This window comes from Oleiphilus messinensis (genome assembly GCF_002162375.1).
Taxonomy (GTDB): domain Bacteria; phylum Pseudomonadota; class Gammaproteobacteria; order Pseudomonadales; family Oleiphilaceae; genus Oleiphilus; species Oleiphilus messinensis.
This window is the reverse complement of sequence record NZ_CP021425.1, coordinates 1567390-1592125: the sequence shown is the minus strand read 5'-3', so window position 1 is coordinate 1592125 and position 24736 is coordinate 1567390. Positions and strand designations below refer to the sequence as shown.

General features: G+C 48.9%; 24 protein-coding genes. 15 read left to right on the top strand and 9 right to left on the bottom strand.

Features of this window, described 5'->3' with window-relative positions:
• Nucleotides 1-279 precede the first annotated feature (279 nt).
• Nucleotides 280-2025 carry a CoA-transferase gene (locus OLMES_RS06905; protein WP_087460588.1) on the top strand — a complete coding sequence of 582 codons (1746 nt, stop codon included), beginning with the start codon at nucleotides 280-282 and terminating at the stop codon, nucleotides 2023-2025.
• A 6-nt stretch (nucleotides 2026-2031) separates the two neighbouring features.
• Here OLMES_RS06905 and OLMES_RS06900 read toward each other — a convergent pair whose 3' ends face one another.
• From OLMES_RS06900 to OLMES_RS06890, 3 genes are read right to left on the bottom strand one after another with little or no spacing between them, the layout of a single operon-like run.
• The gene (locus OLMES_RS06900; protein ID WP_087460587.1) at nucleotides 2032-3009 is read right to left on the bottom strand and encodes a response regulator transcription factor; all 978 of its coding nucleotides are present in this window, start codon (nucleotides 3007-3009) and stop codon (nucleotides 2032-2034) included.
• Between the two features lie 51 nt (nucleotides 3010-3060).
• Nucleotides 3061-4710: an IS200/IS605 family accessory protein TnpB-related protein gene (locus tag OLMES_RS06895; RefSeq protein ID WP_232465349.1), complete on the bottom strand. Its 1650-nt coding sequence runs from the start codon at nucleotides 4708-4710 to the stop codon at nucleotides 3061-3063.
• Nucleotides 4711-4715: 5 nt separating this feature from the next.
• Nucleotides 4716-5312 (bottom strand): IS607 family transposase, encoded by a 597-nt coding sequence (locus tag OLMES_RS06890; protein WP_087464365.1) that lies wholly within the window; start codon nucleotides 5310-5312, stop codon nucleotides 4716-4718.
• Between the two features lie 162 nt (nucleotides 5313-5474).
• On the opposite strand from OLMES_RS06890, the gene OLMES_RS06885 reads away from it, so the two are divergent.
• The gene (locus tag OLMES_RS06885) at nucleotides 5475-5717 is read left to right on the top strand and encodes a hypothetical protein (protein WP_157678199.1); all 243 of its coding nucleotides are present in this window, start codon (nucleotides 5475-5477) and stop codon (nucleotides 5715-5717) included.
• 127 nt (nucleotides 5718-5844) lie between these two features.
• Here OLMES_RS06885 and OLMES_RS06880 read toward each other — a convergent pair whose 3' ends face one another.
• A complete protein-coding gene (locus OLMES_RS06880) occupies nucleotides 5845-6564 on the bottom strand; it encodes an MBL fold metallo-hydrolase (protein WP_087460584.1) in 720 nt (239 codons plus the stop codon).
• A gap of 168 nt (nucleotides 6565-6732) precedes the next feature.
• Here OLMES_RS06880 and OLMES_RS06875 point away from each other — a divergent pair, with 168 nt between their 5' ends.
• Nucleotides 6733-7080, top strand: a complete 348-nt coding sequence (locus tag OLMES_RS06875; RefSeq protein ID WP_087460583.1) for a winged helix-turn-helix transcriptional regulator — start codon at nucleotides 6733-6735, stop codon at nucleotides 7078-7080.
• Here OLMES_RS06875 and OLMES_RS06870 read toward each other — a convergent pair.
• Entirely contained in the window at nucleotides 7070-7813 is a 744-nt protein-coding gene (locus OLMES_RS06870; RefSeq protein ID WP_087460582.1) for a nitroreductase, read from the bottom strand. The genes OLMES_RS06875 and OLMES_RS06870 overlap by 11 nt on opposite strands.
• Before the next feature lie 136 nt (nucleotides 7814-7949).
• Here OLMES_RS06870 and OLMES_RS06865 point away from each other — a divergent pair, with 136 nt between their 5' ends.
• Together OLMES_RS06865 and OLMES_RS06860 are read left to right on the top strand one after the other, a co-directional pair.
• Nucleotides 7950-8825: a LysR family transcriptional regulator gene (locus OLMES_RS06865; protein WP_087460581.1), complete on the top strand. Its 876-nt coding sequence runs from the start codon at nucleotides 7950-7952 to the stop codon at nucleotides 8823-8825.
• Between the two features lie 167 nt (nucleotides 8826-8992).
• Nucleotides 8993-10615 carry an MltF family protein gene (locus OLMES_RS06860; RefSeq protein WP_198343248.1) on the top strand — a complete coding sequence of 541 codons (1623 nt, stop codon included), beginning with the start codon at nucleotides 8993-8995 and terminating at the stop codon, nucleotides 10613-10615.
• Here OLMES_RS06860 and OLMES_RS06855 read toward each other — a convergent pair.
• Nucleotides 10602-11486: a tetratricopeptide repeat protein gene (locus tag OLMES_RS06855; RefSeq protein ID WP_087460579.1), complete on the bottom strand. Its 885-nt coding sequence runs from the start codon at nucleotides 11484-11486 to the stop codon at nucleotides 10602-10604. The genes OLMES_RS06860 and OLMES_RS06855 overlap by 14 nt on opposite strands.
• Nucleotides 11487-12049: 563 nt before the next feature.
• Between OLMES_RS06855 and OLMES_RS06850 the strand changes: the two genes are divergently transcribed.
• Both OLMES_RS06850 and OLMES_RS06845 read left to right on the top strand, forming a co-directional pair.
• Nucleotides 12050-12538: an Hcp family type VI secretion system effector gene (locus tag OLMES_RS06850; protein ID WP_087460578.1), complete on the top strand. Its 489-nt coding sequence runs from the start codon at nucleotides 12050-12052 to the stop codon at nucleotides 12536-12538.
• Between the two features lie 189 nt (nucleotides 12539-12727).
• Nucleotides 12728-13225 carry a TIGR00645 family protein gene (locus tag OLMES_RS06845; RefSeq protein ID WP_087460577.1) on the top strand — a complete coding sequence of 166 codons (498 nt, stop codon included), beginning with the start codon at nucleotides 12728-12730 and terminating at the stop codon, nucleotides 13223-13225.
• Nucleotides 13226-13239: 14 nt separating this feature from the next.
• Here OLMES_RS06845 and OLMES_RS06840 read toward each other — a convergent pair whose 3' ends face one another.
• Nucleotides 13240-15219, bottom strand: a complete 1980-nt coding sequence (locus tag OLMES_RS06840) for a sigma 54-interacting transcriptional regulator (RefSeq protein ID WP_087464364.1) — start codon at nucleotides 15217-15219, stop codon at nucleotides 13240-13242.
• 325 nt (nucleotides 15220-15544) lie between these two features.
• Between OLMES_RS06840 and OLMES_RS06835 the strand changes: the two genes are divergently transcribed.
• Genes OLMES_RS06835 through cynS form a run of 4 tightly spaced genes read left to right on the top strand, consistent with a single transcriptional unit; the run spans nucleotide 15545 to nucleotide 19374 of the window.
• Nucleotides 15545-17086 carry a CmpA/NrtA family ABC transporter substrate-binding protein gene (locus OLMES_RS06835; RefSeq protein ID WP_232465281.1) on the top strand — a complete coding sequence of 514 codons (1542 nt, stop codon included), beginning with the start codon at nucleotides 15545-15547 and terminating at the stop codon, nucleotides 17084-17086.
• 2 nt (nucleotides 17087-17088) lie between these two features.
• Nucleotides 17089-17934 carry a nitrate ABC transporter permease gene (gene ntrB, locus OLMES_RS06830; RefSeq protein ID WP_232465280.1) on the top strand — a complete coding sequence of 282 codons (846 nt, stop codon included), beginning with the start codon at nucleotides 17089-17091 and terminating at the stop codon, nucleotides 17932-17934.
• 12 nt (nucleotides 17935-17946) lie between these two features.
• Nucleotides 17947-18873 carry an ABC transporter ATP-binding protein gene (locus tag OLMES_RS06825; RefSeq protein WP_232465279.1) on the top strand — a complete coding sequence of 309 codons (927 nt, stop codon included), beginning with the start codon at nucleotides 17947-17949 and terminating at the stop codon, nucleotides 18871-18873.
• A 60-nt stretch (nucleotides 18874-18933) separates the two neighbouring features.
• A complete protein-coding gene (cynS, locus tag OLMES_RS06820) occupies nucleotides 18934-19374 on the top strand; it encodes a cyanase (protein ID WP_087460576.1) in 441 nt (146 codons plus the stop codon).
• Between the two features lie 23 nt (nucleotides 19375-19397).
• Here cynS and OLMES_RS06815 read toward each other — a convergent pair whose 3' ends face one another.
• Nucleotides 19398-20621, bottom strand: a complete 1224-nt coding sequence (locus OLMES_RS06815) for a bifunctional alpha/beta hydrolase/OsmC family protein (protein WP_087460575.1) — start codon at nucleotides 20619-20621, stop codon at nucleotides 19398-19400.
• A gap of 107 nt (nucleotides 20622-20728) precedes the next feature.
• A complete protein-coding gene (locus OLMES_RS06810) occupies nucleotides 20729-20980 on the bottom strand; it encodes a DUF1127 domain-containing protein (RefSeq protein ID WP_198343247.1) in 252 nt (83 codons plus the stop codon).
• Between the two features lie 192 nt (nucleotides 20981-21172).
• On the opposite strand from OLMES_RS06810, the gene OLMES_RS06805 reads away from it, so the two are divergent.
• The 4 genes from OLMES_RS06805 (at nucleotide 21173) to OLMES_RS06790 (ending at nucleotide 24354) form a co-directional block, all read left to right on the top strand.
• A complete protein-coding gene (locus OLMES_RS06805; RefSeq protein WP_087460574.1) occupies nucleotides 21173-22084 on the top strand; it encodes a LysR family transcriptional regulator in 912 nt (303 codons plus the stop codon).
• Between the two features lie 104 nt (nucleotides 22085-22188).
• Nucleotides 22189-23076, top strand: coding sequence for a D-hexose-6-phosphate mutarotase (locus tag OLMES_RS06800; RefSeq protein WP_087460573.1), 888 nt, complete (start codon nucleotides 22189-22191; stop codon nucleotides 23074-23076).
• A gap of 256 nt (nucleotides 23077-23332) precedes the next feature.
• Nucleotides 23333-23569 (top strand): hypothetical protein, encoded by a 237-nt coding sequence (locus tag OLMES_RS06795; RefSeq protein WP_157678198.1) that lies wholly within the window; start codon nucleotides 23333-23335, stop codon nucleotides 23567-23569.
• Nucleotides 23570-23679: 110 nt separating this feature from the next.
• The gene (locus OLMES_RS06790) at nucleotides 23680-24354 is read left to right on the top strand and encodes a TetR family transcriptional regulator (RefSeq protein ID WP_087460571.1); all 675 of its coding nucleotides are present in this window, start codon (nucleotides 23680-23682) and stop codon (nucleotides 24352-24354) included.
• Nucleotides 24355-24736: the final 382 nt, after the last annotated feature.

Here is a 24736-nt window from a genome sequence, read left to right as displayed (position 1 = left end):
ATCCGTCCACTTATTATCTTTATGGTGAAACGGATTAGACACCATTCTCGTCAAAAATTCCATAACCATCGATAAAAACCAGTTATAGCACTGTTTTTATTGATTTATTCGATGATAGTGCGCTCACCAAACAAAACGAATGTACCAATTTAACATAGAATTACTCGCTTGATTGAAGCGACAAATACATTATGACTTTTGGTCAATTACTAATTTAGTGTTCTTCTGTAGCCTAAAAACAATTCACGTGACCCAACTTCTCAAACGACGAGCCACGCCATGGATCTGCTAACACGCGCCCAAATTATTAAACACATGCTTCATTTTCGCTTGACCTGGAATCGCCGGGATATCGAAACCAACCCATACCAAGAAAATCAAAACAAGCACGCCAGTAACAATAGCCTCCGTGACAACAGCCGCCGTGACAACATAAAATTCACATCAGCAAAATCTGCAGCTGGCCTGATTCAGGACAACGAAACCGTTATTGTCTGTGGAATTGGGGGGAATCAGCGAGTCTCGAATATCGCCTGGGCAATTCGAGACCGCTTCGAAAACACGAACCATCCAGCCAATATCACACTAATCGGTGCACCAGGGCATGGTGGCCGGGGCAAAGCCCCTGGTACGCTGGAAGAGTTGGCGGTACCGGGCTTGATAGGCCATTTTATTTGCTCCCATTTTGAAACTTTTAACGAAATACTGCACTTAGCCGATCAGCAAAAACTGATACTGGACTGTCTTCCATTGGGTATATTATCTCGCTTGGTTAAAAGCGGTGGACAGGGCATCAGTTCAATGCGCAGCACAATCGGAAAAGGGACGTTTTGTGATCCGGACACGGGCACAGGGTCTACGGTAAGGGTTAGCGGGGGCAGCCACAGCAAACGCGCTACCGGTTTGATTAAATCCCATGGTGATCAACTCGAGTACCACCTTCCACGTATTGATATCGCTATTTTCAACGCGCCGGCGGCTGATCATTTCGGCAATATTTATATTGAGGGTTGCAGCACATACTGTGAATCAAAAGAAGCCGCAGAGGCGGCGCTCTATAACAATGGAAAAGTAATTGTGACCGTCGGTAAAATCATTGCGCCGAATCCGGAAGCCATATTCCTCTCTGCAGACAAGATCACCGTGATCGTCTACCACCCAGGCGTTGAACAAACCGCAACCGTGCCACATCAAGCTGCCCTGGACTTCCTGACACTGAACCACAACCAGGACACACAATCCGGTCTTGAGACCTTGAGATTAATGAATCGCCTCGCGGGTATTACGCCTAAACGGGGCAATCCGGAACAAGCTATGGCACATCAGGCGGTTGAGTTGATCAAAGCACAGGTCCCACGGGGCAGCCTGATTAATATCGGCACCGGACTGCCCGAACAAGTCTGCGAATCACTGTACAATCAGGGCGAGCTTGACCACGAACTTTACAACTACACTCTCTTCACTGAAGCCGGTGTCATTGGCGGAGTACCGGCTCCGGGCATATTTTTTGGTGCTGCCGTAACCCCGAAGAAGATGATTTCCTCCCCGGATGTCTTCGAATTGGCAGAACAACGCCTGGCCGCAACAGTGCTCGGTTTTTTGCAAGTAGATAGCGAGGGCAATGTAAATGCCTCACTGAGGGGTCACAGGGGCGCTATTGATTTTGTTGGCCCCGGCGGCTTTATCGATCTCAGCTGCAGTGCCGACACCATTATCTTCATTGGCTCATGGATGGCGAAAGCTAAAATCACCCGTAAAAATGGCGTGACACAAATCCGGAAAAGGGGTCGTGAGAAATTTGTCAATCAAGTCGATCAGATCACGTTTTCCGGGCCCCAGGCCATGGCGCAAGGCAAAAAGGTTTACTATGTAACGGATGTCGGCACGTTTCAGCTGACCCGGCGAGGCATGCTTCTGATTCAGCTCGCGAATGGAATTGATATTGCGCGAGACATCGCACCTAATCCGGGCTTCGCGTTTGAAGTAGCTGAAAATTTTTACGAAAGCCGGGTCTCAAACCCATAGCTCGCCCTAACCAGGCTCCTCGAGCGCCACGCCCTGAGCCGCGCCACCGACAGCATGAAGTATACGGTTAAGGGACTGGGCAAACTGAGCTTTGCAATATTCCTGCTTATCAATTTCACGCCGGGATACTGCGATAAAGTCGAGCATATGCCGCTCCTGATCTTCAGTCAGATCCATGAAGGTAAAAGCGTGCTCGAGGTTTCCTGCCAGCTTTTCCACGCTGGCATTGGATTGCTCGAAAATCTGTTCCGCCAAACGGTTCATATTATTGAACTCTTCGCGGATGGTGTTGAGTATCAACTCGCGTTGTCGAACGCCTTCCCGCTCCCGATGCTTACTGAAGTTGAGCAACTCGACACAGGTTTGCGCGGCATCCAAAAGCATACACAGGTGGTCTTTCAAGCGGCCGGTCAGATCTTCATCCTGAACCGGCATATTCTTGACCAGCAGCACCAGATTCTGGGCGGTAAATATATATTTAGAGCCATGACACGTTATGCGAGTGTCTTCGCGAGCCAATTCCAGCAGCTCTTTCTCGATAAGCGTGAACGGTTTACCGTCGCTGCGGGTAACAATCTCGCCGGATACCAGGCGAACCAGCAACGTTACATTCAGATTAAAATGGGAAAGTGTTTTGAACAGCTGGGTCACAAAAGCAGACTCATTGCGCAAACTCGAAATGCTTCTGGAGAATTTCAACAACTCTCCCATTTCGCAATTGTTTTTCATCATCGTCCAGGACAGTGCCTGCAAACTATCCAGATCCTGAAGATGTCCATCACTGATCTCTTTACGGGAAATCAGCGATGCTACAATGGCATGTAATTCGCGTATATCAAACGGTTTGCAGATGTAGGCATCACCTCCCGCCTCGTAACCTGCCAGGCGATCTTCCAGTGTTTTTCCTGCAGATACGAATAACACAGGCGTTAACCGGAAACGGTCAAGCCCGCGAATCCGGGCACACAACTCGTAACCGTCCAACCGTTTTCATAAACCTGCTTAAACCTACTCAAGGTTTAAACGAGCCTATCCCTACAGCGCAGGGTGCGCGGAAAGCAAGGTAGTGCTTTCCTGAATCAAGTCGGGACTCATGCCCGGTCTACCATCAAGGCGAGCCTCAACGGAGTAACTAACCCGATTCACACGACGAAAGTGACGCCAGCCACTCAGAAAATCTAATGATTTTTCGAGTGGTTGGTACCAACGCTGAAGTTTGTTGTAATACTGATAATCCCCGAGCGCCATCCTTACAGGCGGATGCTCGGTCTTAACGGTACCCTTCGCGTTAATACCCATGAGTTGTTTTGGCGGCTTTTCTTTAAAGCCATAATGTCGACGACCAATCACTAACGCGGCCGCGTGGTGATCTGAAAAACCGTGTCGATCGCGATACTTCATCCGCCCCAATAATGAGGTATAAGCAGGCTTGACGTGATAAAGGTGTATGCCGCGTTTAATGCTTTGCGTTTCAATCAAGTCCTTGATCTTACCGTAAGCAAAGGCATTCAACATGCGGGCATACTGAGGGTGATCCTGCTTTTGGTAGTGCCGTTTCTTTTGCTGAAAATCCAGCTTTTCAATCACCACTGCTTTACTTTGCTGTGCGGCAAAGTCCATCAGGTCTCGTACGGCATCCCCAATAATAGCTGCCCGTTGAGCATCATTCTTATAGTGTAACGGTAAGTCAAACGTTCGGTGTTGCAGTGGGTTACCGTTTCGATCCAGCTCGACGACCGCTAAGTGATCCGGGTTGACATCCACACCGATGACACCTTGGTCATCACCGATCCACTCTGCTTGCTCTTTTGGTCCTGCCACTTCCACGCTAACGAGTAACCGCCAACCTTTTTTGTCTCGCTTAAATCGAAAACTCAGGGGTTGCCCTTTGATTGATTTATCGTGTTTTTTAACCTGATTCTGCCAAACGGCTTGGGCAATAGCCGCCTTACCATGCTTGAATTGCAGGTGATCAATGGTAATGGTCGTGCCAAACGTGGCGCGTAATTGATGGGGTACCAAGAGTTTTAGCTGGTAAGCATCTTCTTGCTCACTGGGCGATAGCTGGGCATTTTGACAGCCCCAGGATTCATCATGAGAACCCACTAATAGAAATTCGCGGTGTCGTGCTTCGTGCCAGCGTTGTTTCCAGCCTTCAATGGCCGAACCCGTTTCTAACGCTTGACGCTCTTTCAACAGCTTTCGACCACCAAAACAAATCGGTGTTTTGTTTTCCTGTTTTTCGGCCACCAAGGCGGCCTGCTTTCGCTGCCAACGACGCAGTTTCACTTCCTTCTGTCGTAGTGTGTTGCGAAGTTTTTTGGCCTGTTGCGGGCAGCCTTTCTCTGCAACATGATCACAGCGCTTATTTAGCTTGTTGAGCGTCTTCTCCAGCTGTTTGATTTTAACGTCCAGCGTCACCAGTCGGTTGTTTCGATTGGTTTGGTAAGACTGGATTAAACCTTTAATGCTTTGCCGTACGCCTTGAAACACCCGATAGCTGAACGGCATCCCCATTTCATGCATAAACTGGGTACGACTCAATTGCTGGGCTTTAGGCTTTTGTAAGTTGGCAAACCAATGAAACTTCACTTGATTCCACAGCTCGGCATATTGACACAATGCTGCATCCTGCTCATGAATTAAATCAAGCCGGGTTTCAAAGGTGAGTGTTTTCGTTGGCATATCCACTAGGCGATGGCTCGTTGATTTTTACGACTACGTGAACCATGCAATCGCGCACTGAAGACCGTCATTAACGCTAACACATCATGGCAAAGTTGCTGTTCAAAGTTTTCTTCAACTTCCTCAAGAATGACAACCTCCGTACCGTAAAACTGGCAAAGCGCAAATAACAATTCAGCCCCAAATCGGAGTAAGCGATCTTTATGAACGATAACCAGTCGTTTTACCTTACGCTGACAAATCAACTTAATTAATCGCTTTAATCCCCGTTTTTTATAGTTTAATCCTGAGCCAAGATCATCAATGGTTTCGACGGCTTCATAGCCAGCCTCTCTGGCATGCTTTTGCAAGCGAGCAATTTGCGTTTGCAAATCTTTTTTCTGATCATGAGAAGAGACGCGTGCATAACAGATTGTTCTGCGTTGCTTATCAGCAGTCGACTGACCGCAAAAGGCTAAAAGTTTATCAAGCGCGTAACGACGATGGCCACCCGGCGTACGGAAATCTGAGAAAAATCGTGATTCTTTTTCCCAGCGACGAAGGGTGGAAACGGCCACACCCAGCAGAAAAGCGGCAGCGCCTATCGATAGAAATTCAGCCATAATCATCACCTCCATCCATGAGAAAACAATACTGTACAAGCTACTGTATATGAGTAGGTTTAGTCAAGTATTTAGTTAACTGTTAAAGCCCTTGATGTTACCACGGCGATCAATAACGCAAAATCCAGTTCAGGTCAGCCATTCTTTAGCAATGTCGATCTTTTGGACTCGGTGCTACAGGATCTGATCAACAATCCATTTGCAAACAACACAGGAAACGGTTTTGCTTCAACGATGTTCTTTGATGCATTAAGCGGCTCGGTTCTTGAAGGCATGCAACTGGAGAGCAGCAATTCAACGCTTATAACCCGGGCCTCCGCTGTTGCTGTTTCTGCTCCGGGAACCTTGAGTATCTTTTTATTGGCAATGTTTGGACTGTTCGGTCTGCGGACACAAAAAATCTGACATACAGGCCAAGCCTTTCCGACAACACCAGAGAGCAAAAAATCTTGCTCTCTGGCGTCTCTCTCACCTGGACATGAAGTCCATCAAATGTGCTTTGCTTAATGACATAAAGCACAGTTTTCGAGACTCAAGCCAGCTTACGTAGCGCCCGAACATGCCGTTCGACTTCTTGATGTGGCAAAGGGCCACCGTGCCCCATGTAAAACTCGGTAGCACCGTTTTGTACGAAGGTTTCAAGATGGTTAGCAACACGGGCCGGGTCATCTTCAAAAGGCGGACGCTTTGCTTTATGGGTGAGGCAAATCCCGCCCAGTAATACACCGGACGAAACCAAATCTCCGACCAATGCCTGTTTTGATTCGAGCAAGAGGGATATCGAACCTTCGGTATGCCCGGGTGTTGGTATGAGCGAACCCGGAATACCAAACCCGATTAAAGGGTAATCAGCTTTTGCATCCAGTAAAATATCGGGGATGAACGGATCATAGGCACGCTGAATGGCCCCGGTTCGGAAAAACAGCCGACCAAACCAGCCGGTTGCACAAAAAGTCATGGGCTTTTCACCGGTGAAATAAGCTAAATCGCCTTTGTGAGCGACTATTGGCGCATCGGTAAGTACCTTGAGTCGGGCTGCGTTACCGGCATGATCAATGTGCGCATGGGTAATCACAATCAGTTTGATATCCGAATAGCACCGACCAATGCGTCGCAACACCCGCTCGACTTTTGCTTCAGTACCCGGTAAACCAGCATCGACAAGTATCAATCCCGCTGCACCGACAACCAGATGCGCGTTAATCATGCCAAAAGGCCAAATCGGTATAGGTATTACTTGCACATTATCCATTTTTTTCCCTTTTCTATTTTCACTTTATCTGTGGAGAGGGCACCGGTTGCCTTGGGAAAATAATCGCAAGTAGAAATACACTTAACAAGTACGCACTTTTTAGTTTGATACTCACCTTTTGGTGACTAATATTTAATATCAATACATTACTGGAGTATTTTTTTGGCCATGAAACACAAATGGCACGTAGCTAACCCGGAACACTGTCCGATGGTGAAAACGCTGAATATCATTGGTGGAAAATGGAAGCCGGTAATCTTGCACATGTTGGCTTCCCAGACATTACGGTTCGGCGAGATGAGGCGCTTGATTCCCCCCATCAGCCAGAAAATGCTCACGCAACAATTGCGGGAGCTCGAATCAGACGGGATCATCAACAGGAAAGTGTACGCAGAGGTGCCCCCCAAAGTGGAGTATTCACTCTCCACGCTTGGGAAAACACTCATCCCTGCGCTTGAGGCGCTTTATGCGTGGGGTGACAACTATCCTGACACAGGGGGCGACCTTAAGCTCTGACCGGCTGTACAGCCCCGGCTTTAGTCGAAAACTGTACTTCAGAGCGGGTTCGTTTTACCGGACGGTAATCGTTAACAACATGTTCGTCTGGATAACCCAGAGACAATCCACAGATTAACTTGTAGTCTTTTTCGACCTGAAAGTGACGTCGTACCGGACTGCCCCAAACGCCCAGCGCGCCCTGTGCACAAGTGCCTAAACCTCGCTCAGTTGCTGCCAGCATTAAAGACTGTAAGAAGATACCGGAGTCCAGAGCCCCGTATACGCCCATTTTTTCGTGAATGAACAGGAAAATGGCAACAGGGGCATCAAAAAATTCAAAATTTCGCTGCATCTGGCGCTCACGTGCCCGGTGATCGTGCCGCTCGATTCCAAGGGTTTGATACAGACCCATACCGCAATCCACACTGCGTTGCTTGAGCTCTTTCGGATACGCAATATTTGGATTGAAGTCACCGTCAGGGAGGACCCCACTGGTCAGGCCTTTTACTATTTTCAACGGCATTGGCATGCGTTTGATCTTACTGGCCTTGGAAAATTTATTGGACAGCTCGTTACGAATTGAATCACACACATCGTCGGTCGCAACCGCGATTCGATAGGCTTGGGTATTTGACGAGCTCGGGGCATTCAATGCCGCGTCGATGATCTCGTCCAGTACATTTTGAGGGACAGGTGTCGCCTTGAACTGACGGATACTGGTACGTTGTGTTAGTGCCTCGGTTACGTTCATTTTAGCCTCGTTTTTTAATACTTGCGGAACCCCACCATCTTAATTATTCTTTTTTTCGCAATAAACATGCAAAACCGAAAATATCTGTTGCAGTTTTCGGGATAATACTCGGTATGAATCATACGGAGACCTACTGATGGATAATCCATACTTGCTTTTCAGCACGCTGGTCGAGCAAGGCACTTTCAGAGCTGCCGCCGAAGCACTCAGCACCAGTACTTCATCGGTCAGCCGTCAATTACAACAGCTTGAAGCACAACTCGGGACACAACTGCTGCAACGTACTACTCGTTCCTTCAGTCTCACTCAGGCGGGTCAGATTTATTATGGGAGTTGCAGGCGAATACTTGAGGAACTCCGGCAAACCGAGCAACAGATGCAAAACCTGTCCAGCACGCCCTTCGGACTCTTGAGGGTCACAACAACGCCTGCATTCGGCCACGCGAGATTGATCGACATACTGGCCGAATTTGCCCGTTGCTACCCAAAAATCAATGTCGACCTGATTCTCACCGATACCAATATCGATATTGTTAAAGAAGGTATCGACATTGCAATTCGAATTGGTCAACTACCTGATTCGGCCTTGATTGCCAAAACCGTACTGGAAGGTTACCGTGTCCCTTGTGCGGCACCATGCTATCTGGCTGAACGAGGCGAACCGGCCACACTGAACGATCTGCAGTATCATGATATTGTCTATCCTACCAGTCTCGGTTCGATCACGAAAATTCAACAAGCCATCGCGCCGGATCTCGTGATTCAGGATGCGCAGAAGAAATTCAGTGCCAACGACATTAACTGCGTTTATAAAGCCTGCCTGAAAGGTTTGGGCATTACCTTCTTACCCAGTTATCTGGTCGAGGAAGATTTGCAAAGTGGTACACTGGTAGAACTCTTTGGCGGGAAACTGCGCAGTCCCCATATCGTACATGCGGTCTATCCGAAAACCGCATTTCTGGCAAATAAAACCCGTGTTTTTGTGGATTTTATCTGTCGATACTTTGACTAAACCCCCCTCCACGCCAATACACAGGTTAATCCATAACGCATGATGCCCCGGCAATGGTAGATGGGCAGCCAGATCGCTTCAAACATATAATTATTCCTGAATATCAGGTATTTTGAACACATAGGACATATCAAAACCAATTTCCAAGGCCAGTAGAGTCCATGACTATGCAACTGTTCCAAAAACAAAAATCAATGACGGTTATTTTATTCAGTATGTGGTTCGTGCTCATCAATCTGCTTAGTGGCTGCCAGCCGGACTCCGATGACCACGGTATTCGCAGCGTATCCCCGGAACAAAAGCAGCAAGAAAAGGAACGAGACCGAATTGAGGCGGAGTTACTGTCCAAACTGGATGTTGAAAAATACCAGGGAGACTTACCCGTATTACTGGATAAAAAAGTAATCCGGGCACTCGTGACCTACAGTCCCACAGATTTTTTTCTACATGACGGACATATTCTGGGCCTGCAGGCGGACGCGTTACGGGAATTTGAAAAGCAGCTGAATCAAGGTGTTCGAAAAGCTAAAGACAAAGTCAGAATCAAGTTTGTCCCGGTACCATTCAATCGTTTGATACCGGCATTGAACGAAGGTGTGGGCGATATCGCTGCGGGTATGCTGACGGTGACCACTGAACGTCAAGCCCTTGCAGACTTTGTCGCCGGACACCTCGATAGTGTTGATGAGGTTGTAGTCCGTTTCAAAAATGCGCCTGCAATCTCGAGTCTTTCGGACTTGCAGGGAAAGGAGGTTCACCTTATGCGAGGGAGCAGCTATGTGGAACACCTCAAACAATACAATCAAAAACAGGCCGATTTGGGTCACACCGTTATTACCGGAATCGAAACGGATTCCCGGCTGTTGAGCGAAGATATTCTCGAATTGGTCAATGCCGGCATATTCCAATACACCATCGTAGACGGCTACAAAGCACGCCTTTGGTCAACCTATCTCGATCAGATCGTTATCGAACAGAATGTCGTCTTGGCGACGGGTAATCAAATTGGCTGGGCAATCCGCAAAAACAGCCCGGAATTGCATAAGGCGTTGCAACATTTCTTCGAAACTAAAGCCAAGAAAGGAACTTTGTTCGGAAACATGCTAAACAAGCGCTACCTGGAGCCAAACCGATGGCTGAAAAACCCGCTGCAGTCCAATGACCGGGATAAATTGAATAAAATACTGCCGCTGTTCCAGAAATATGGTGACCAGTACAACATTATGCCCCTGGCACTGGCGGCGCAAGCCTATCAGGAATCAAAATTCAATCAGGCATTGCGCAGTCATCGAGGCGCATTGGGCATAATGCAACTTCTGCCTTCTACCGCCAAAGACAAGAACATCGGTATCAAAAAAATCGACACACTGGAACCTAACATCCATGCAGGTGCAAAATATTTGGCCTTCCTGAGAGACCGTTACTTCTCGGACCCTGCCATTTCAGAACAGGATCGCCTTTTCTTCTCCTGGGCAGCTTACAACGCGGGTCCGGCCAAAGTCAGCAAAATGCGTAATCTGGCTGAAGAAATGGGCCTGGACAGAAACCGCTGGTTCGGTAATGTGGAACACGCGGCGGCCCGGTTAATCGGGAATGAAACCGTCGACTATGTTTCGCACATATTCAAGTACTACACCGCTTATACCCTGGCGAATTACCTGGTCAGCGATAAAAACGATGTATTGAAAACCATTCCGTCGGATACGAATAATACGCTAAGTGTCTGCGAAACCGCATTCTGTGATACCTTGCAACCCAAGGACAACGGCGCAACGACTACACCAAACTAGGCCGACTCAGGACACGTAACAGCAGTGGTGCATTCGGAATGAATTTGCGACAGGCTTCCCGGCACCACTTTAATGCCTGCAGACGACAAGCATCATCATGGCGACAGCGGGCATAGAGTAGCGCCAACGCATACTGACAATCGCCATGATCTGCCTCCGCCCCCAGCGTAAGCCAGTGCGCCGCTTTTGCATCATCCCGAAGCACGCCTTCGCCACGGGCATAGATCAATCCCAGATTATACCGGGCGCTGTTCATGCCTTGCTCGGCGGCTTTGAAATACCAATTGATGGCCTCCGTTTTATTTTCAGTCAGTCCGAGGCCAGCGTCAAACAAGTAGCCAAGGTTATACTGCGCTTCAGCGAGACCTTGCTGGGCGGCCATGAAAAACCACTTGGCCGCCTCCTGAAAGTGTGCGATCACACCATTCCCGTGAAAATACATCAACCCGAGATTATATTGTGCAAGCGCATCACCCTGCTTGGCAGCAAAACGAAACCAGGTTGCACTCTGGGTATAACTTTTACTGACGCCGATGCCTCCCGAATACATCAACCCAAGATAATATTGGGCACGGGCATGACCTTTAGCGCCGGCCTGATGGAACCAGTTAGAGGCCTCATCAAGATTTTTCCGAATACCCCGGCCGTGGAAATAAACCTGACCAAGATAAAACTGGGCCCGGACATTGCCTTTTTGAGCGGATTCAGAAAGTGTTTCGAAAGCCAGGTGCACGCTGCCATTCATAAAAACCCCGAGTCCGTCCTGGACAGCACTGCGAGAAAAGGAACCGGTTTGACGAATATCCACACCGGTATTTGCACTCGCGGCAAAGGGTGGAATTGATTGATCCAGTAAATTTGTATCGTTCATTGCTTACATCCGTGATTATTTGTCATCCATGTGACGCGATGATACCACTCAAGTATCAAACAGGGTCGCGTCATGCCCGTTGTTTTAACGCCTTAGGGAAAAAAATTCAATCCCACATTCGTACGGGATGGGCTGATCGAAAGAGTATTGCCGCTATTTCATAGACCTTGTGAACCAGTTCTCAATCTCGCCGTGACACCAGATTTTTATGGTGCACGACTAGAGGAATAAAAAGGCGACCGACTGGGTTTAACCTCCGCTGAAAATACGTGCCGGAGTGGAAACAGACAAAAGTTGCCGAATCCAGCGCCAAGTGCACCAATCTGGTCTCGGGCAGATTATATTTGCCCTACGTCGCAATAAAGCGGTACCAGAGTCATCACCCAATTCCGAGTCCAATCACACTCAAACGCATCAATTGCTCGGAACGCAGATGAATTAATTGGTGTCAGAGTCGAATTAACCTATTGTATTATTTAAATATTTTAACTTGAATCGATAGATTCTGGAGGTCATACTAGCGCCACAAACATAGGAAATACATCGCCAATAAGGAGATCAAAATGGCAATTTTCTTGAACTACAATGATGACGAAATCACCGGTAACGTAACCGCTAAAGGCTACGAAGAGTGGATCAAAGTCGATAGCGTACAGTTTGGTGTGGGACGCGGTATCACCATGGAAGCAGGCAACATGTCTAACCGTGAAGCAACCCGCCCTAACATTTCCGAAGTAACAGTAACCAAAGTTATGGATGGTGCTTCATCCGGTATCTTTAAAGAATCTCTGGTAGGTTCTGAAGGTAAAAAAATCGTTATCTCTGTTGTTAAAACCGGTGCAGACCAGGTTGACGAGTACGTAAAATACGAACTGGAAGAAGCTTTGGTAAGCTCTTACAGCATGTCTGCTGGCGATTCCGGCCCACCTTCTGAAGTTCTGAGCTTCAGCTTCGCTAAAATCGCCATGACCTACACTGCTGCAGACAAAGCAAACTCTGCAGGCAATCAAGGTATTGTGGGTTACGATCTAGAAGCAGGTCACAAGCTTTAATCCTGTGCTTGCTTAAACACAAAGGGCTTTGTGCCCTTTGTGTTCAACATATTTCCCTGGCCCTGCGGGTACCCGGTTCCACACTCCCTGTCATTTCAATCTTCCGCAATTCGCTCTTGAGATTCCCCCTTGAAATATCGCAATTTGTCCCTATAACCCAAAGCGTTGTGTGTGCCTAATGGAATCTTAATGGAACGATTAATTGAAAATGTAATGTATTCAGCACGCTGGATACTTGCCCCAATCTATCTCGGTTTGAGTCTCGCGTTGCTGGCGCTGGGTATAAAGTTTTTTCAGGAACTCTTTCATGTCATCCCCGTGATATTCAGTATGAAAGAGCAGGATCTGGTGTTGCTGATATTATCGCTTATTGACCTGGCGCTGGTTGGTGGATTGCTGGTCATGGTCATGTTTAGCGGGTACGAAAATTTCGTTTCCCAGCTGGATATCGCGGAAGGGCAGGAAAAATTGAGCTGGCTGGGTAAGGTGGACTCCGGCTCACTGAAAAACAAGGTCGCGGCATCCATCGTGGCCATATCATCGATTCATCTGTTAAAGATATTTATGAATGCAGAACAGGTGCCGAATGAGAAGCTGTTTTGGTATGTGGTTATACATTTAACGTTTGTGCTTTCCGCTTATGCAATGGGTCATCTGGATAAAATGACGCGGCATCATAATTCCTGAAAGCAAAAACCGATTTAAGCAACTTTAAACTCTGCGGGATTAATACGGTAACGCTTGATCCGTGATGCGAGCGTAGTCGGCTTAACCTGCAGAATTTCAGCAGCCCCTTGCGGCCCGAAAACTTTTCCCCGCGAACGTTTCAAGGCATTGACGATATTCATTCGCTCTCCCTGGCGACGATCATCTTCCGTAAGCACCTCTGTCGCTCCAGCTGAATTGAGCGGTTCTGGTTCAGTTTGATCTGTTTTTACCTGGTTAAATGCCTCACTCGGCAAATCGAAATGCAAGCGTTTACCCCGACACAAAATGACCTGTCGTTCGATGACATTTTCCAACTCACGAATATTGCCCGGCCAGGCATAGGCACACAAGGCTGTTGTGTCTGCGACAGATAAGCGAAGCTGGGGTTTGTTAAACTTCTGGCAGGCCTTCTTGAGAAAATGAGAGGCGAGCAATGGGATATCAACAATTCGTTTACGTAACGGGGCCGATTCAATTGGGAAAACATTGAGACGAAAATACAGATCTTCACGAAACGTTTTTTCTTCCACCGCTTGAGCAAGATTCCGGTTTGTAGCGGCAATGACCCGAACATTAACTCTTCGGGTCTGTACATCCCCCACTCGCTCAAATTGTTGATCCTGTAATACCCGCAATAATTTTCCCTGCAAATCCAACGGGATCTCGCCTACCTCATCCAAAAACAGGGTTCCGCCATCAGCGAGCTCAAAGCGACCCACACGATGTGCAAGGGCGCCAGTAAAAGCGCCTTTTATATGCCCAAAAAATTCGCTCTCGAACAGTTCCTTGGGTATGGCTGCACAGTTAACCCGAATCAGTGGACGATTATAGCGCTCACTGCGTTGATGGATTGCCCGGGCGATCAACTCCTTCCCCGTACCCGTTTCACCGCAAATCAATACATTGGCGTCTGTAGGGGCCACCCATTCAATTTTCTGAATAATATTTCGAACCGCTTCACTTTTACCGACAATCTCGTGGTAGTTGTACTCCTCTCCCAGTTCTTCTTTCAGGTATGCGTTCTCGAGCTCAAGCTGCTGTTTTAATTTGCGAACCTCTTCCAGAGCCATTTTAAGGTTGGACTCCGCCTCCTTGCGTTCACTAACATCCCGAAACAATACAACCGCACCAACCAGCTGCCCATTATCACGAATCGGCGTGCTGGTATACTCAACAGGAAAGTAGCTCCCGTCCTTACGCCAGAAGCACTCATTGTCCACGTTACGAATCTCGCCATCCCTGAACGATGTAAAGATTGGGCAGGCTTCTTCGTGAAAATGGTGGCCATTTTCGTGACTATGATGAATCAGTGCGTGCATATTTTGTCCCACGACTTCGACCGCATCGTACCCGAGCATTTTTTCTGCCGCCGGATTCATAAATGTTGTTTTACCCTCAACATCGACACCATAAATACCCTCCCCTGCAGCATTGAGTATCAATTGATTTTCCCGTTCGATGTCCTGAAAAACCTGCTCCATCCGTCGCCACTGGATCAATCCTCCCCGATGGTAACGGTTTAAAGCCGATTGGTTGTGCCGCTCATGCACGGTGCTGGCATCCCGTAACAGGAAGATCAACAAGACATTTTCACCAAGCTCAACCCTTCGAATATTCATTTCAATGGACAACCGCTCTCCATCGGCACATACCAGACTTAATTCATCACTCCAGGCCTCACCCTGTTCCAGTGCTTGCTGAGTAAACAGCACCAGATGAGGCATTTGATCCCCGAACCAGCTACTGAACACCCGGTCTACACATTCATTCTGCGAAGCTTCCCGCCCCCCTTTACATCGAAGCCACAGATCCCGTCCAAGGGCATTACTGTGCACCACAACGTCATTAAATGGATCCACAACAAAACAGGCTTCTGGCAAATAATCAAAACACTGCGATCCCAACGTCAAATTCTGCGATAGCAGTGCGTTTTCTTTGTCATGAGATATCTGTAGCCATTGGCTATCGGACATAATTTCGCTCATCTTCGGGCTTATCGAAATTCATTGAATTGAAATTTTCAGACGATTCCGCCAGCCGCCTGAGATCTGCACAATTCTGGCAATAAAAAAAACAACTACAACGCTACGAATATTGTGCCAACTACGAAAAATCATCATAAAAAACTACGAAATTTCATTAATTACGATATTTCGTACCCAACCTGATCGCCTTCGATAAAAAACAAAAAACATCATTTTCAATAACTTAACAACATAGTTTTGGACTGGCACGAACCCTGCTCTTATCCCTTCGAGTTAACTAATAAGGATTATTTCCTGCGTTAATCCTGTTCGAATGCCCGGAAATAATGCACTGGCGATGGACAAAACCGCCAATGTCACCGGACTCGGTGCCGTTCAATTGACATTACGAGAGGTGAATATGACTACCAAGAGCCTGGGAAACCCTTATGACCCAAATGTATCCCTGAAACACGATCAGAGCTGTCTATGCCCGCAATGCAGTCAAGGTGGTGTCCCCCTCAATGAAAAAGAACTGGAAGCTAAACTCTCGGATATGCCTTCACGTCCAGAAAACAACGGGACCAAATCCGGTGGCTCCCCATCAATTCCAAATACCCCTGAAGACATGCTGGATCGCGCCGTCGAAAATGCGGTGGTCAGAGCGGTATTCAATGGTAACGAACAAAATCGTCGGCAGTTCATGTCCATGATGGGTGGTGGTGCCTTTGCCGCATTACTGGCTTCAATATTCCCGCTGGATGCAGCCAAAGCTGCAATGAAAGAAGCGAGCGGACCACTGGAAAAAACAAAACTGAACATTGGTTTTGTGCCCATCACCTGTGCAACACCAATCATCATGGCGCATCCACTGGGGTTCTATCAAAAATATGGTCTGGATGTGGATGTAATCAAAACCGCTGGTTGGGCGGTTGCACGGGATAAATCGCTGGCCCGGGAATACGATGCATCCCACATGTTGACCCCCATGCCGCTGGCCATGACTCTGGGGGCAGGCTCCACCGCAGAACCCTACATTATGCCGGCGGTAGAAAACATCAATGGCCAAGCCATTGTCCTGCACGTCAAACACAAAGACAAACGTAACCCGAAAGACTGGAAAGGTTTTAAATTTGGTGTGCCTTTTGATTACTCAATGCACAATTTCCTGCTGCGCTACTACGTGGCAGAACACGGAATCGATCCCGACAAAGACATTCAGATTCGGGTCGTACCACCTCCGGAAATGGTGGCAAACCTGCGGGCGGGAAACCTGGACGGCTACCTCTCCCCCGATCCATTCAACCAACGCGCGGTTTGGGAGAAAGTCGGATTTATCCACCTGCTCACCAAAGAAATCTGGGAAGGTCACCCCTGCTGTGCATTCGCCACCAGCCAACGCTTCGCCATGGAAAACCCAAATACCTACGGCGCACTTCTGAAGGCGATTGTGGATGCCACACACTACTCATCCAATCCGGACAACCGTAAGGAAATTTCGAAAGCCATCGCACCGAAGAACTACCTGAACCAGCCGGTACCCGTGATTGAACAGGTGCTCACCGGCCGCTATGCCGATGGCCTGGGCAGTGTCGGCAATGTACCCGACCGAATAGACTTCGACCCGTTCCCCTGGCACAGCATGGCGGTTTGGATTCTGACCCAAATGAAACGCTGGGGTTATGTGAAAGGCGACCTTAACTACCAGAAAATCGCGGAAGAAGTTTACCTCGCTTCCGACGCCGGCAAGATGATGAAAGAGCTGGGCTATGAACCCCCCGCCAAGACCTATGAAAACTACACCATCATGGGCAAGACCTTCGACTACACCAAGCCGGAAGAATATATCAACAGCTTTGCCATCAAAAGGGGATAACCATGTCTTCCATGCCAACCGGCACCTCCCTGACCCTTCGCGCAGCGTTGATTTCGTTAGTAATGCTGCTCATCGGGCTGGGCATTTGGGAGGGGGCGAGCCAGCCCCCGGAGGCAACCGAGCCACTATCTGAATATGAAATGCTGATGGGTGGCGCGGATCAGGAGGCCCGGGTGCCACCACCTTCAGAGGTATTCAAACTGGCCTTCAGCGAAATATCGGACCCGTTTTACGATGCAGGCCCTAACGACAAAGGCATCGGAATTCAGCTGGCCTACTCGCTCTATCGAGTGCTATCCGGATTCTTCCTGGCCGCTGCGGTGGCATTACCTATCGGCTTTCTCGTGGGTATGTCACCGCTCATGCACCGGGCACTTAACCCCTTTATTCAGATTCTCAAACCCATCTCCCCCCTGGCCTGGATGCCGTTGGCACTATTCATTATCAAGGATTCAGAAACCTCCGCCATATTCGTAATTTTCATCTGCTCAATCTGGCCAATGCTGATCAATACCGCCTTTGGTGTGGCGAATGTCCGATCCGATTGGATCAACGTGGCACGAACCCATGAATTAAGCCCTCTGCGAACGGCATTAACCGTTATTTTGCCTGCTGCGGCACCAACCATTTTAACCGGCATGCGCATTTCCATCGGTATTGCCTGGCTGGTTATCGTCGCTGCGGAAATGCTCGTGGGTGGCACCGGCATTGGCTACTACGTCTGGAACGAATGGAACAACCTGGATCTGACCAGTGTCATTTTCTCCATTGTCATGATTGGCCTCGTCGGAATGGTTCTTGACCTTATGCTCTCCGGCGTTTCCCGCCTGGTTCAGTATCAGGAATAACGAGGTAACGATATGTCGAATACACCCGATAACACTGAGATGTCAGCCTCACTGGAGGCGTCCCGAAAGTACCGTTTTTTAGAGGTCAATAATCTCGCCAAGCGCTTTCCCGCACCAGATGGCAACGACTTGACCATCTTCCAAGACATTAATTTCGGTTTTAACAAAGGCGAATTCGTCTGCATTATCGGCCATTCCGGGTGCGGTAAATCCACCATACTCAACACGTTAGCGGGTCTGGAGCAGGCTACGGACGGCGACATTGTCATGAACGGCAAGGAGATCAAAGGGCCGAGCCTGGAACGTGGTGTGGTATTCCAGAATTACAGTCTGTTGCCCTGGCTCTCAACTCTGCACAACGTCACCTTCGCCGTGCGCGCACGGTGGCCCGGCTGGTCCAAAAAACAGGTGCGCGAGCACAGCGAAAGATACTTGAACATGGTGGGCCTGGAACACGCACTGCAGCGAAAGCCCTCACAATTATCAGGGGGCATGCGCCAGCGTGTCAGCATCGCCAGAGCGTTCGCCACGCAGCCCGAAATGCTGCTGCTGGATGAGCCATTCGGCGCACTGGATGCCCTGACTCGAGGTGTGATTCAAGACGAACTGATCAAAATATGGGAGGCCACACACCAAACTGTCTTCATGATCACCCACGATGTCGATGAAGCACTGCTATTGGCGGATCGGATTTTACTCATGTCCAACGGTCCGAACGCCAAAATTGCTGAGTCTGTCGCAGTTAATCTGCCCCGCCCCAGAAAACGGAATACGATCTTCGAAAACCGCAACTACTACCGCATTCGGAATTATCTGGTGGATTTTCTTGTGAACCGCTCGGAAGAGCCTGTCACCCAGTTTCAAACCAATGGTTACCCGGTTGAAGTTGACCCAAGTGATCAGGCTATGCAACCTCAATACAAGGCTGTGCATGGCTAGACCCGGTAAAGAGATAAACCTGACTGAAGATACCCCCAAAAGTAAATAACAGGAGTCGTTATGGATAAGACAATAGCCAAAGAAGCGATTTTAAAAGCAAAACTGGAAACCGGTGAGACCTGGGATTCCCTAGGAAAAGCAATCAATATGTCCCCGGTATGGCTGGCGTCAGCCTGTCTGGGTATGAACAGTATGCCTGAAGATAAAGCCCAGGCTATTTGTGAAATACTGGGATTGAATTCAGAACTGGTTCCCATCCTGTCCGCATGCCCGCACAAAACCTGGGACAAAGCCGTACCAACAGATCCTTTAATTTATCGGCTATACGAAATCGTCGGCGTTTACGGTGAAACCCTGAAAAGCGTCATCCATGAGAAGTTTGGCGACGGCATCATGAGCGCCATCGACTTTTCCATGGATGTTGAAAAGGAAGAAAATCCGAAAGGTGACCGTGTTGTGATTACCATGAATGGCAAATTCCTGCCTTACAAATCATGGTAGGTTAATGGCGCTAAGGCCCCGGATTACAATTCGTAATCCGGGTCTTGCAGGTGTGTCACCACCTTCATTGTGCCGTGCAAACTGCGATGAACAGGGCATCTATCTGCGATTTCAAGCATACGTTGCCTTTGTTCCCCACTCAATTTTCCCTGAAGTGCAATGGTACGCTCGATGGCTTCGATGCCATTGGCGGTAGCTTCACAGCCTTCACAATCATCAATGTAATTTCGGGTATGGCGCAGCTCGACCCGAATATTTTCCAATGCGATACCTTTCCGGTTCGCATACAGGCGAATCGTCATCGAGGTGCAAGCCCCCAGCGCTGCAAGCAAATGTTCGTAGGGATCCGGCCCGGTATTATTGCCCCCGACATCATAAGGCTCATCAGCCAGCCAGTAATGACTGTCACTGGTTACATGCTGGGTAAAACGGTGATCTTTCTCTTCCACGATCACATGCCCCTTGGCAACCGGAGGGGCACTCGTTGCGGGTTTGGGCATATCGAGATAGCGACGCCCCCACCCTGCGATCGTGGCCGCGACAAACTCGGCATCTTCAGCCCGGCTCAGTAAATGATCTGCCCGGTCAAGGCTGACAAAACTTTTCGGGTGTTTGGCCTCTCGATAGATCAACTCGGCCTCATTAATCGAGACTACGGTATCCACCGGTGAGTGCATGACCAGCAGCGCTTTACGCAACTGGCTGATATGCTCTACGGTATGACGATCCAGATCATCCAGAAACTGCTTTTTAATTTGAAAACGGCGCTCCCCCAGAGTCACTTCAGCAACACCATCACGTTCAATCGCTGCCAGAGATGCAGAAAAGTTATGTAATACGTGATCGGCATTGAAAGGTGCACCAATTGTCACCAGTGCTTTCGCTTCAGGTACTTGCTGTGCCATTGAAAGGATTGCAGCACCACCAAGACTATGCCCGATCAACAATTGCGGGGCTTCATATTCGCGGCGCAAGTAATCTGCCGCCGCGACCAGATCATCCAGGTTGGAAGAAAAATTAGTATTTGCGAAGTCACCATCACTGTTCCCCAAACCCGTGAAGTCGAAGCGCAATACGGCAATACCATGCCGAGTCAATGCCCGGGCAATTCGCGAAGCCGCGGCGACATCCTTTCCGCACGTAAAACAGTGAGCAAAGAGCGCAAAGCACGGTGAACCGGATTCCGGGCGTTCCAGCAACCCGCTTAGTATGGTACCTTGACTATCAAACGTGACCTTCTGTCTCATGAACGTGGCTCCATCGTAAAGGCTAGGGCTCAAAGCAGCCTGAGATCAAACCATAGCAAAGCCTGATTTCATTTAACAGCAGGTCGACATGTTTCACCGAACGGGTATCACGGCTTCCAAAAAGGCTTGTTTACCTCATTGATAACATCCGAACGACTCAGGCCAATATCTTTCATCTGCATGGAACTGAGCTCCGCCAATGCCTGGCGCTGACGATACCGATCCCACCATACAGGCGCGTTCAAACGCAGATAACGCCACCACCGCACAAGCACTGATGCTTCTGACGATAACACTGATTGCGCTGCCATTGACGCGGTATTTTGTTTTGCTGCTGCAGTCGATGTAGTGTGCGACATAACCCTTCTCCTGATATTTTCCAAGATGATCCTGGCTTGACAATCATTAAATCGGTTTGTCGCAAATGCATCCAATCGTCATTTTTGATCAGGGTCATTTGAAAATATTATGGCAGACTGATCGACTTTAAGGTTCAATAATAAGATCGACCGGTTTCAATCGATAGACCAAGACATTCAGGATTTCGGGCTATGGACCTCAATCAACTTAAAACTTTCGTCACCGTGGCAGAAGAACAGCATCTGACACGGGCAGCAGAACGTCTCTTTACCAGCCAACCTGCAGTCAGTGCACAGCTGAAAGCCCTGGAAGGCACCCTGGGCGTAACACTTTTTGACCGCACCCCTAAAGGTATGCAAATCACCCCGGCTGGGCAGACTCTGTTGCCTCAAGCCAGAGCAGCGCTGGAGGCAGCCCATAGCGTATTAACTCACGCAAAAGCCATTCAAGGCCAGGTCAACGGGACACTTTCCATCGGTATCAATACTGACTTTGCCTTTCTGCGCCTGGCCCAGATTCTCGCTTCAACACAAGCGGACTATCCGGATATTAAATTGTCCTTCGTCAATAGTATGTCACCCGACATTATCATCGACATCAGAAAGGGAAACCTCGACACCGGGTTTATCTACGGCCCGTGTACCAGTGCGGATTTGAGTGTTATTTTTCTTGAACGGGTGGAAACGAATATCCTCGCCCCGATTGGTTGGGCGGATCGCGCACGGGATGCAAGCCTGGCCGAACTGGCAGCATTGCCTTGGGTCTACACAACAGAAAAATGCCCGTTTATCGCATTGAAAAAAGCACTGTTTGCCGGAACCAACCTTGACCCAGCCAAACTGGTGTATGTGGACAACGAAGATGCCATGCGAGAACTGGTCCGGGCGGGTGCCGGAATCGCTATTTTACGCAGTGACATTGCCGAGCTGGCAGAACGGGAAGGCTGGGGAATTCGTTGGGCCGGTGCCGTGCCGACCATCGATCTCAGTATCGCCGTGCAGGCTCGCCGCTTGAAAGAACCCATGATCCAGGCCTGGCTACAGCAAGTCAAAAAACACTGGCCCAAAGCCAACACCCCTGAGCTTGCTCGTGACGCAATCTGAGACCTCGACATTGCTTCCCCACACTGGCATAGTGTGACGAAGCAGACTGACCGATTGAAAACAGCACAATTGAACAACAGCACAATTGAAAAACAGGATGAACAGTGGACGTACTGAGAACCCTCAAACCCACTCTGGTGGGGAATATTCCAGCATTATTGATCGACAATACTCACGCCAGTGCGCTAATCCTGTTGCAAGGTGCCCAAGTCATTTCATTTTGCCCCAGACAAGGACAAGAGCTGTTGTGGCAGAATCCACAGGCCTGTTTTCAACTAGGCTCCTCAGTGCGGGCCGGCATTCCGTTGTGTTGGCCCTGGTTTGGTCAGTACGATAAAAACCCGGAACAGGTGCAGGCCAGCTTTGCCCACTTGAACCACTATCCTGCACACGGTATTGCCCGGGATAGTCTGTTTCAGGTAATCGGCTGGCAGGAGAGCGCTGATGAAACTCAGGTGCAACTTCGCCTGCACCCGAGACAAGCCAACATCGGACTGACTGCGGAAATGTCGATTTCGGTCAGTACCCGGTTGCAACTCACCCTGACAACAACAAACACCAGCAGCCGGGAAATCTTCTGCAGTCAAGCGTTACACAGCTACTTTCCAACCAGCAATATTCGACAGACGATTGTGCAGGGTTTTGACAACTCGACTTACATCGATGCACTAGACAATTGGACCGCAAAAATACAACGGGGTGACATCACATTTTCCGGCGAAACCGACCGCGTCTATACCGGAACGCGAAACCAGTCCAACATTATCGATACTGAATCCGGACGCACGATTCAGTTGCAAACCAATGGCAGTCACTCGTCCGTGATCTGGAACCCGTGGATTGAAAAATCCCAGCGTTTATCCCAGTTTGATGAAACAGCTTATCAAACCATGCTCTGTGTAGAGACCGCAAATGCGGCTGATGATCATATCTATCTCAAGCCTGATGATGCTCACACGTTGCAACTCACAATTGGTGAGCCAGCCCCCTAGCGCCAGCCCTCCTGGCAACGATTGGAATTGACAGTCTGCATTCAATCAATGCAGACTTCACGGCTTGGATTATCGTGAACTAGACTTAAGCGTAATTCGAACCGACAAAACCTATTTCAAGCTAATCGTGCAGACCGCACACTGAGGTATAGCCGACAGAATGGACATTTCAGCATTTCAGGAATTCAAGCTGCAGATGATGACATTGACGGGCCTTTCTCGCGACGCCCTGCATATACATGCAGGTATGCTGTGTATGATGATATACTGTGCTATTTCGCGTCAGAGACTGGGCCAGTGGGGACCCTGGATCGCCGTCATGATCATGGCGTGCGCCGCAGAGGGACTCGATTTCTGGGACGATATCAATGCCTACGGCAGCTGGCGCTGGAAACGTAGCGTGCATGATATTATCAACACAATGGTTTGGCCAAGCTTGCTATTACTGATTGGTCGTTTCATGCCGTCGCTGCTCGCAGGCTCGAAACGCTGAAAATGGGGTCTTCAGCCATAACACACTGCGTTTTTGGCAAATTGCCCCTGCTTTTTGGCAAATCGAGCACCAAAGTGTAGAATGGCGCGTCCCAACTTGATGTGAGAACCATGGCCAGTAGATCAGAACGAAAACAGCAGACACGAACCGCACTCCTGCAAGGGGCGTTGGCATGGGTCGAAGAAGGGAATGATTTCGCATCTATCAGTATTCGTGAAGTTGCGAAACGTGCAGGCGTGGTGCCCACCTCATTTTACCGGCATTTTACCGACCTGGATGACCTGGCATTAGGCCTGGTTGACGAACTCAGCATAGCTTTGCGCCAACTGATGCGCGAAGCGCGCCATAAAACCCGCCAAACCGACAAGATGATCTACGACTCGGTCAGTATTTTTGTTGATAATGCACTGGCCAATCAACCCATGTTTCGCTTCATGTCCCAAGCCATGTGCGGTGGCTCGGAAATCGTTCGACGTGCCATCCGCAATGAACTCGACTATTTTGCCCGTGAATTGGAAGCAGATATTCGGGCTATGGGTGCTTTGTCTCACCTCTCGCCATCAACCCTGACCATGACAGCCCAGCTCATCATAAATACCGTCGCGGCGATCACGGTTGAAATCCTCGATACAGCACGGGATAACAAATCCCTGCAAACAGCACTGAAAAAACGCACCGTTAAACAAATCCAGTTGATACTTGTAGGCAGTGCGCACTGGCGAGAAAGCAGTTCGGCACCAACGGACGAACTACGGGAAGAAAAAATGACGACCAAATCGTCATAATTAATTGAATTTAAATTGTTTTTGACTTTTTTGTCGTATCTGAATTAAGGTGGGCGAGCTTTGAAGCACAGGAAGCTTGTACGACCTCCCACCATTCGCCCGCCGACTCGAATGAACAGCAAGCTTATCCCCTGCTCCACCCAATTATGTTTCTTTTTTTACCTTTGTGCAGCGCTGCGCGTTTTTCATGCCACTGCTGTGCTAACTCGGCAAGCCTGAAAATTGGCTTGCACGATGTAACAAAAAGAAACAGCTAGAACTTAGACCCGACGCACAACCTGCCCGTGAACCGCCCCTAATCAGGTCGGATTTTGTCACCTCGACCTGACTATACTGCGCTTGAAGCACAAGAACGGAAACACGTTTAGCAAACGTCCAAATG

Bases quoted from the DNA above. Each gene is read 5' to 3' on its own strand.
- OLMES_RS06905 (WP_087460588.1), top strand. From the start codon at position 280: ATGGATCTGCTAACACGCGCCCAAATTATTAAACACATGCTTCATTTT.
- OLMES_RS06895 (WP_232465349.1), bottom strand. From the start codon at position 4,710: ATGCCAACGAAAACACTCACCTTTGAAACCCGGCTTGATTTAATTCAT.
- OLMES_RS06890 (WP_087464365.1), bottom strand. From the start codon at position 5,312: ATGGCTGAATTTCTATCGATAGGCGCTGCCGCTTTTCTGCTGGGTGTG.
- OLMES_RS06880 (WP_087460584.1), bottom strand. From the start codon at position 6,564: ATGGATAATGTGCAAGTAATACCTATACCGATTTGGCCTTTTGGCATG.
- OLMES_RS06875 (WP_087460583.1), top strand. From the start codon at position 6,733: ATGAAACACAAATGGCACGTAGCTAACCCGGAACACTGTCCGATGGTG.
- OLMES_RS06870 (WP_087460582.1), bottom strand. From the start codon at position 7,813: ATGAACGTAACCGAGGCACTAACACAACGTACCAGTATCCGTCAGTTC.
- OLMES_RS06865 (WP_087460581.1), top strand. From the start codon at position 7,950: ATGGATAATCCATACTTGCTTTTCAGCACGCTGGTCGAGCAAGGCACT.
- OLMES_RS06860 (WP_198343248.1), top strand. From the start codon at position 8,993: ATGCAACTGTTCCAAAAACAAAAATCAATGACGGTTATTTTATTCAGT.
- OLMES_RS06855 (WP_087460579.1), bottom strand. From the start codon at position 11,486: ATGAACGATACAAATTTACTGGATCAATCAATTCCACCCTTTGCCGCG.
- OLMES_RS06850 (WP_087460578.1), top strand. From the start codon at position 12,050: ATGGCAATTTTCTTGAACTACAATGATGACGAAATCACCGGTAACGTA.
- OLMES_RS06845 (WP_087460577.1), top strand. From the start codon at position 12,728: ATGGAACGATTAATTGAAAATGTAATGTATTCAGCACGCTGGATACTT.
- OLMES_RS06840 (WP_087464364.1), bottom strand. From the start codon at position 15,219: ATGTCCGATAGCCAATGGCTACAGATATCTCATGACAAAGAAAACGCA.
- OLMES_RS06835 (WP_232465281.1), top strand. From the start codon at position 15,545: ATGCCCGGAAATAATGCACTGGCGATGGACAAAACCGCCAATGTCACC.
- ntrB (WP_232465280.1), top strand. From the start codon at position 17,089: ATGTCTTCCATGCCAACCGGCACCTCCCTGACCCTTCGCGCAGCGTTG.
- OLMES_RS06825 (WP_232465279.1), top strand. From the start codon at position 17,947: ATGTCGAATACACCCGATAACACTGAGATGTCAGCCTCACTGGAGGCG.
- cynS (WP_087460576.1), top strand. From the start codon at position 18,934: ATGGATAAGACAATAGCCAAAGAAGCGATTTTAAAAGCAAAACTGGAA.
- OLMES_RS06815 (WP_087460575.1), bottom strand. From the start codon at position 20,621: ATGAGACAGAAGGTCACGTTTGATAGTCAAGGTACCATACTAAGCGGG.
- OLMES_RS06810 (WP_198343247.1), bottom strand. From the start codon at position 20,980: ATGTCGCACACTACATCGACTGCAGCAGCAAAACAAAATACCGCGTCA.
- OLMES_RS06805 (WP_087460574.1), top strand. From the start codon at position 21,173: ATGGACCTCAATCAACTTAAAACTTTCGTCACCGTGGCAGAAGAACAG.
- OLMES_RS06795 (WP_157678198.1), top strand. From the start codon at position 23,333: ATGATGATATACTGTGCTATTTCGCGTCAGAGACTGGGCCAGTGGGGA.
- OLMES_RS06790 (WP_087460571.1), top strand. From the start codon at position 23,680: ATGGCCAGTAGATCAGAACGAAAACAGCAGACACGAACCGCACTCCTG.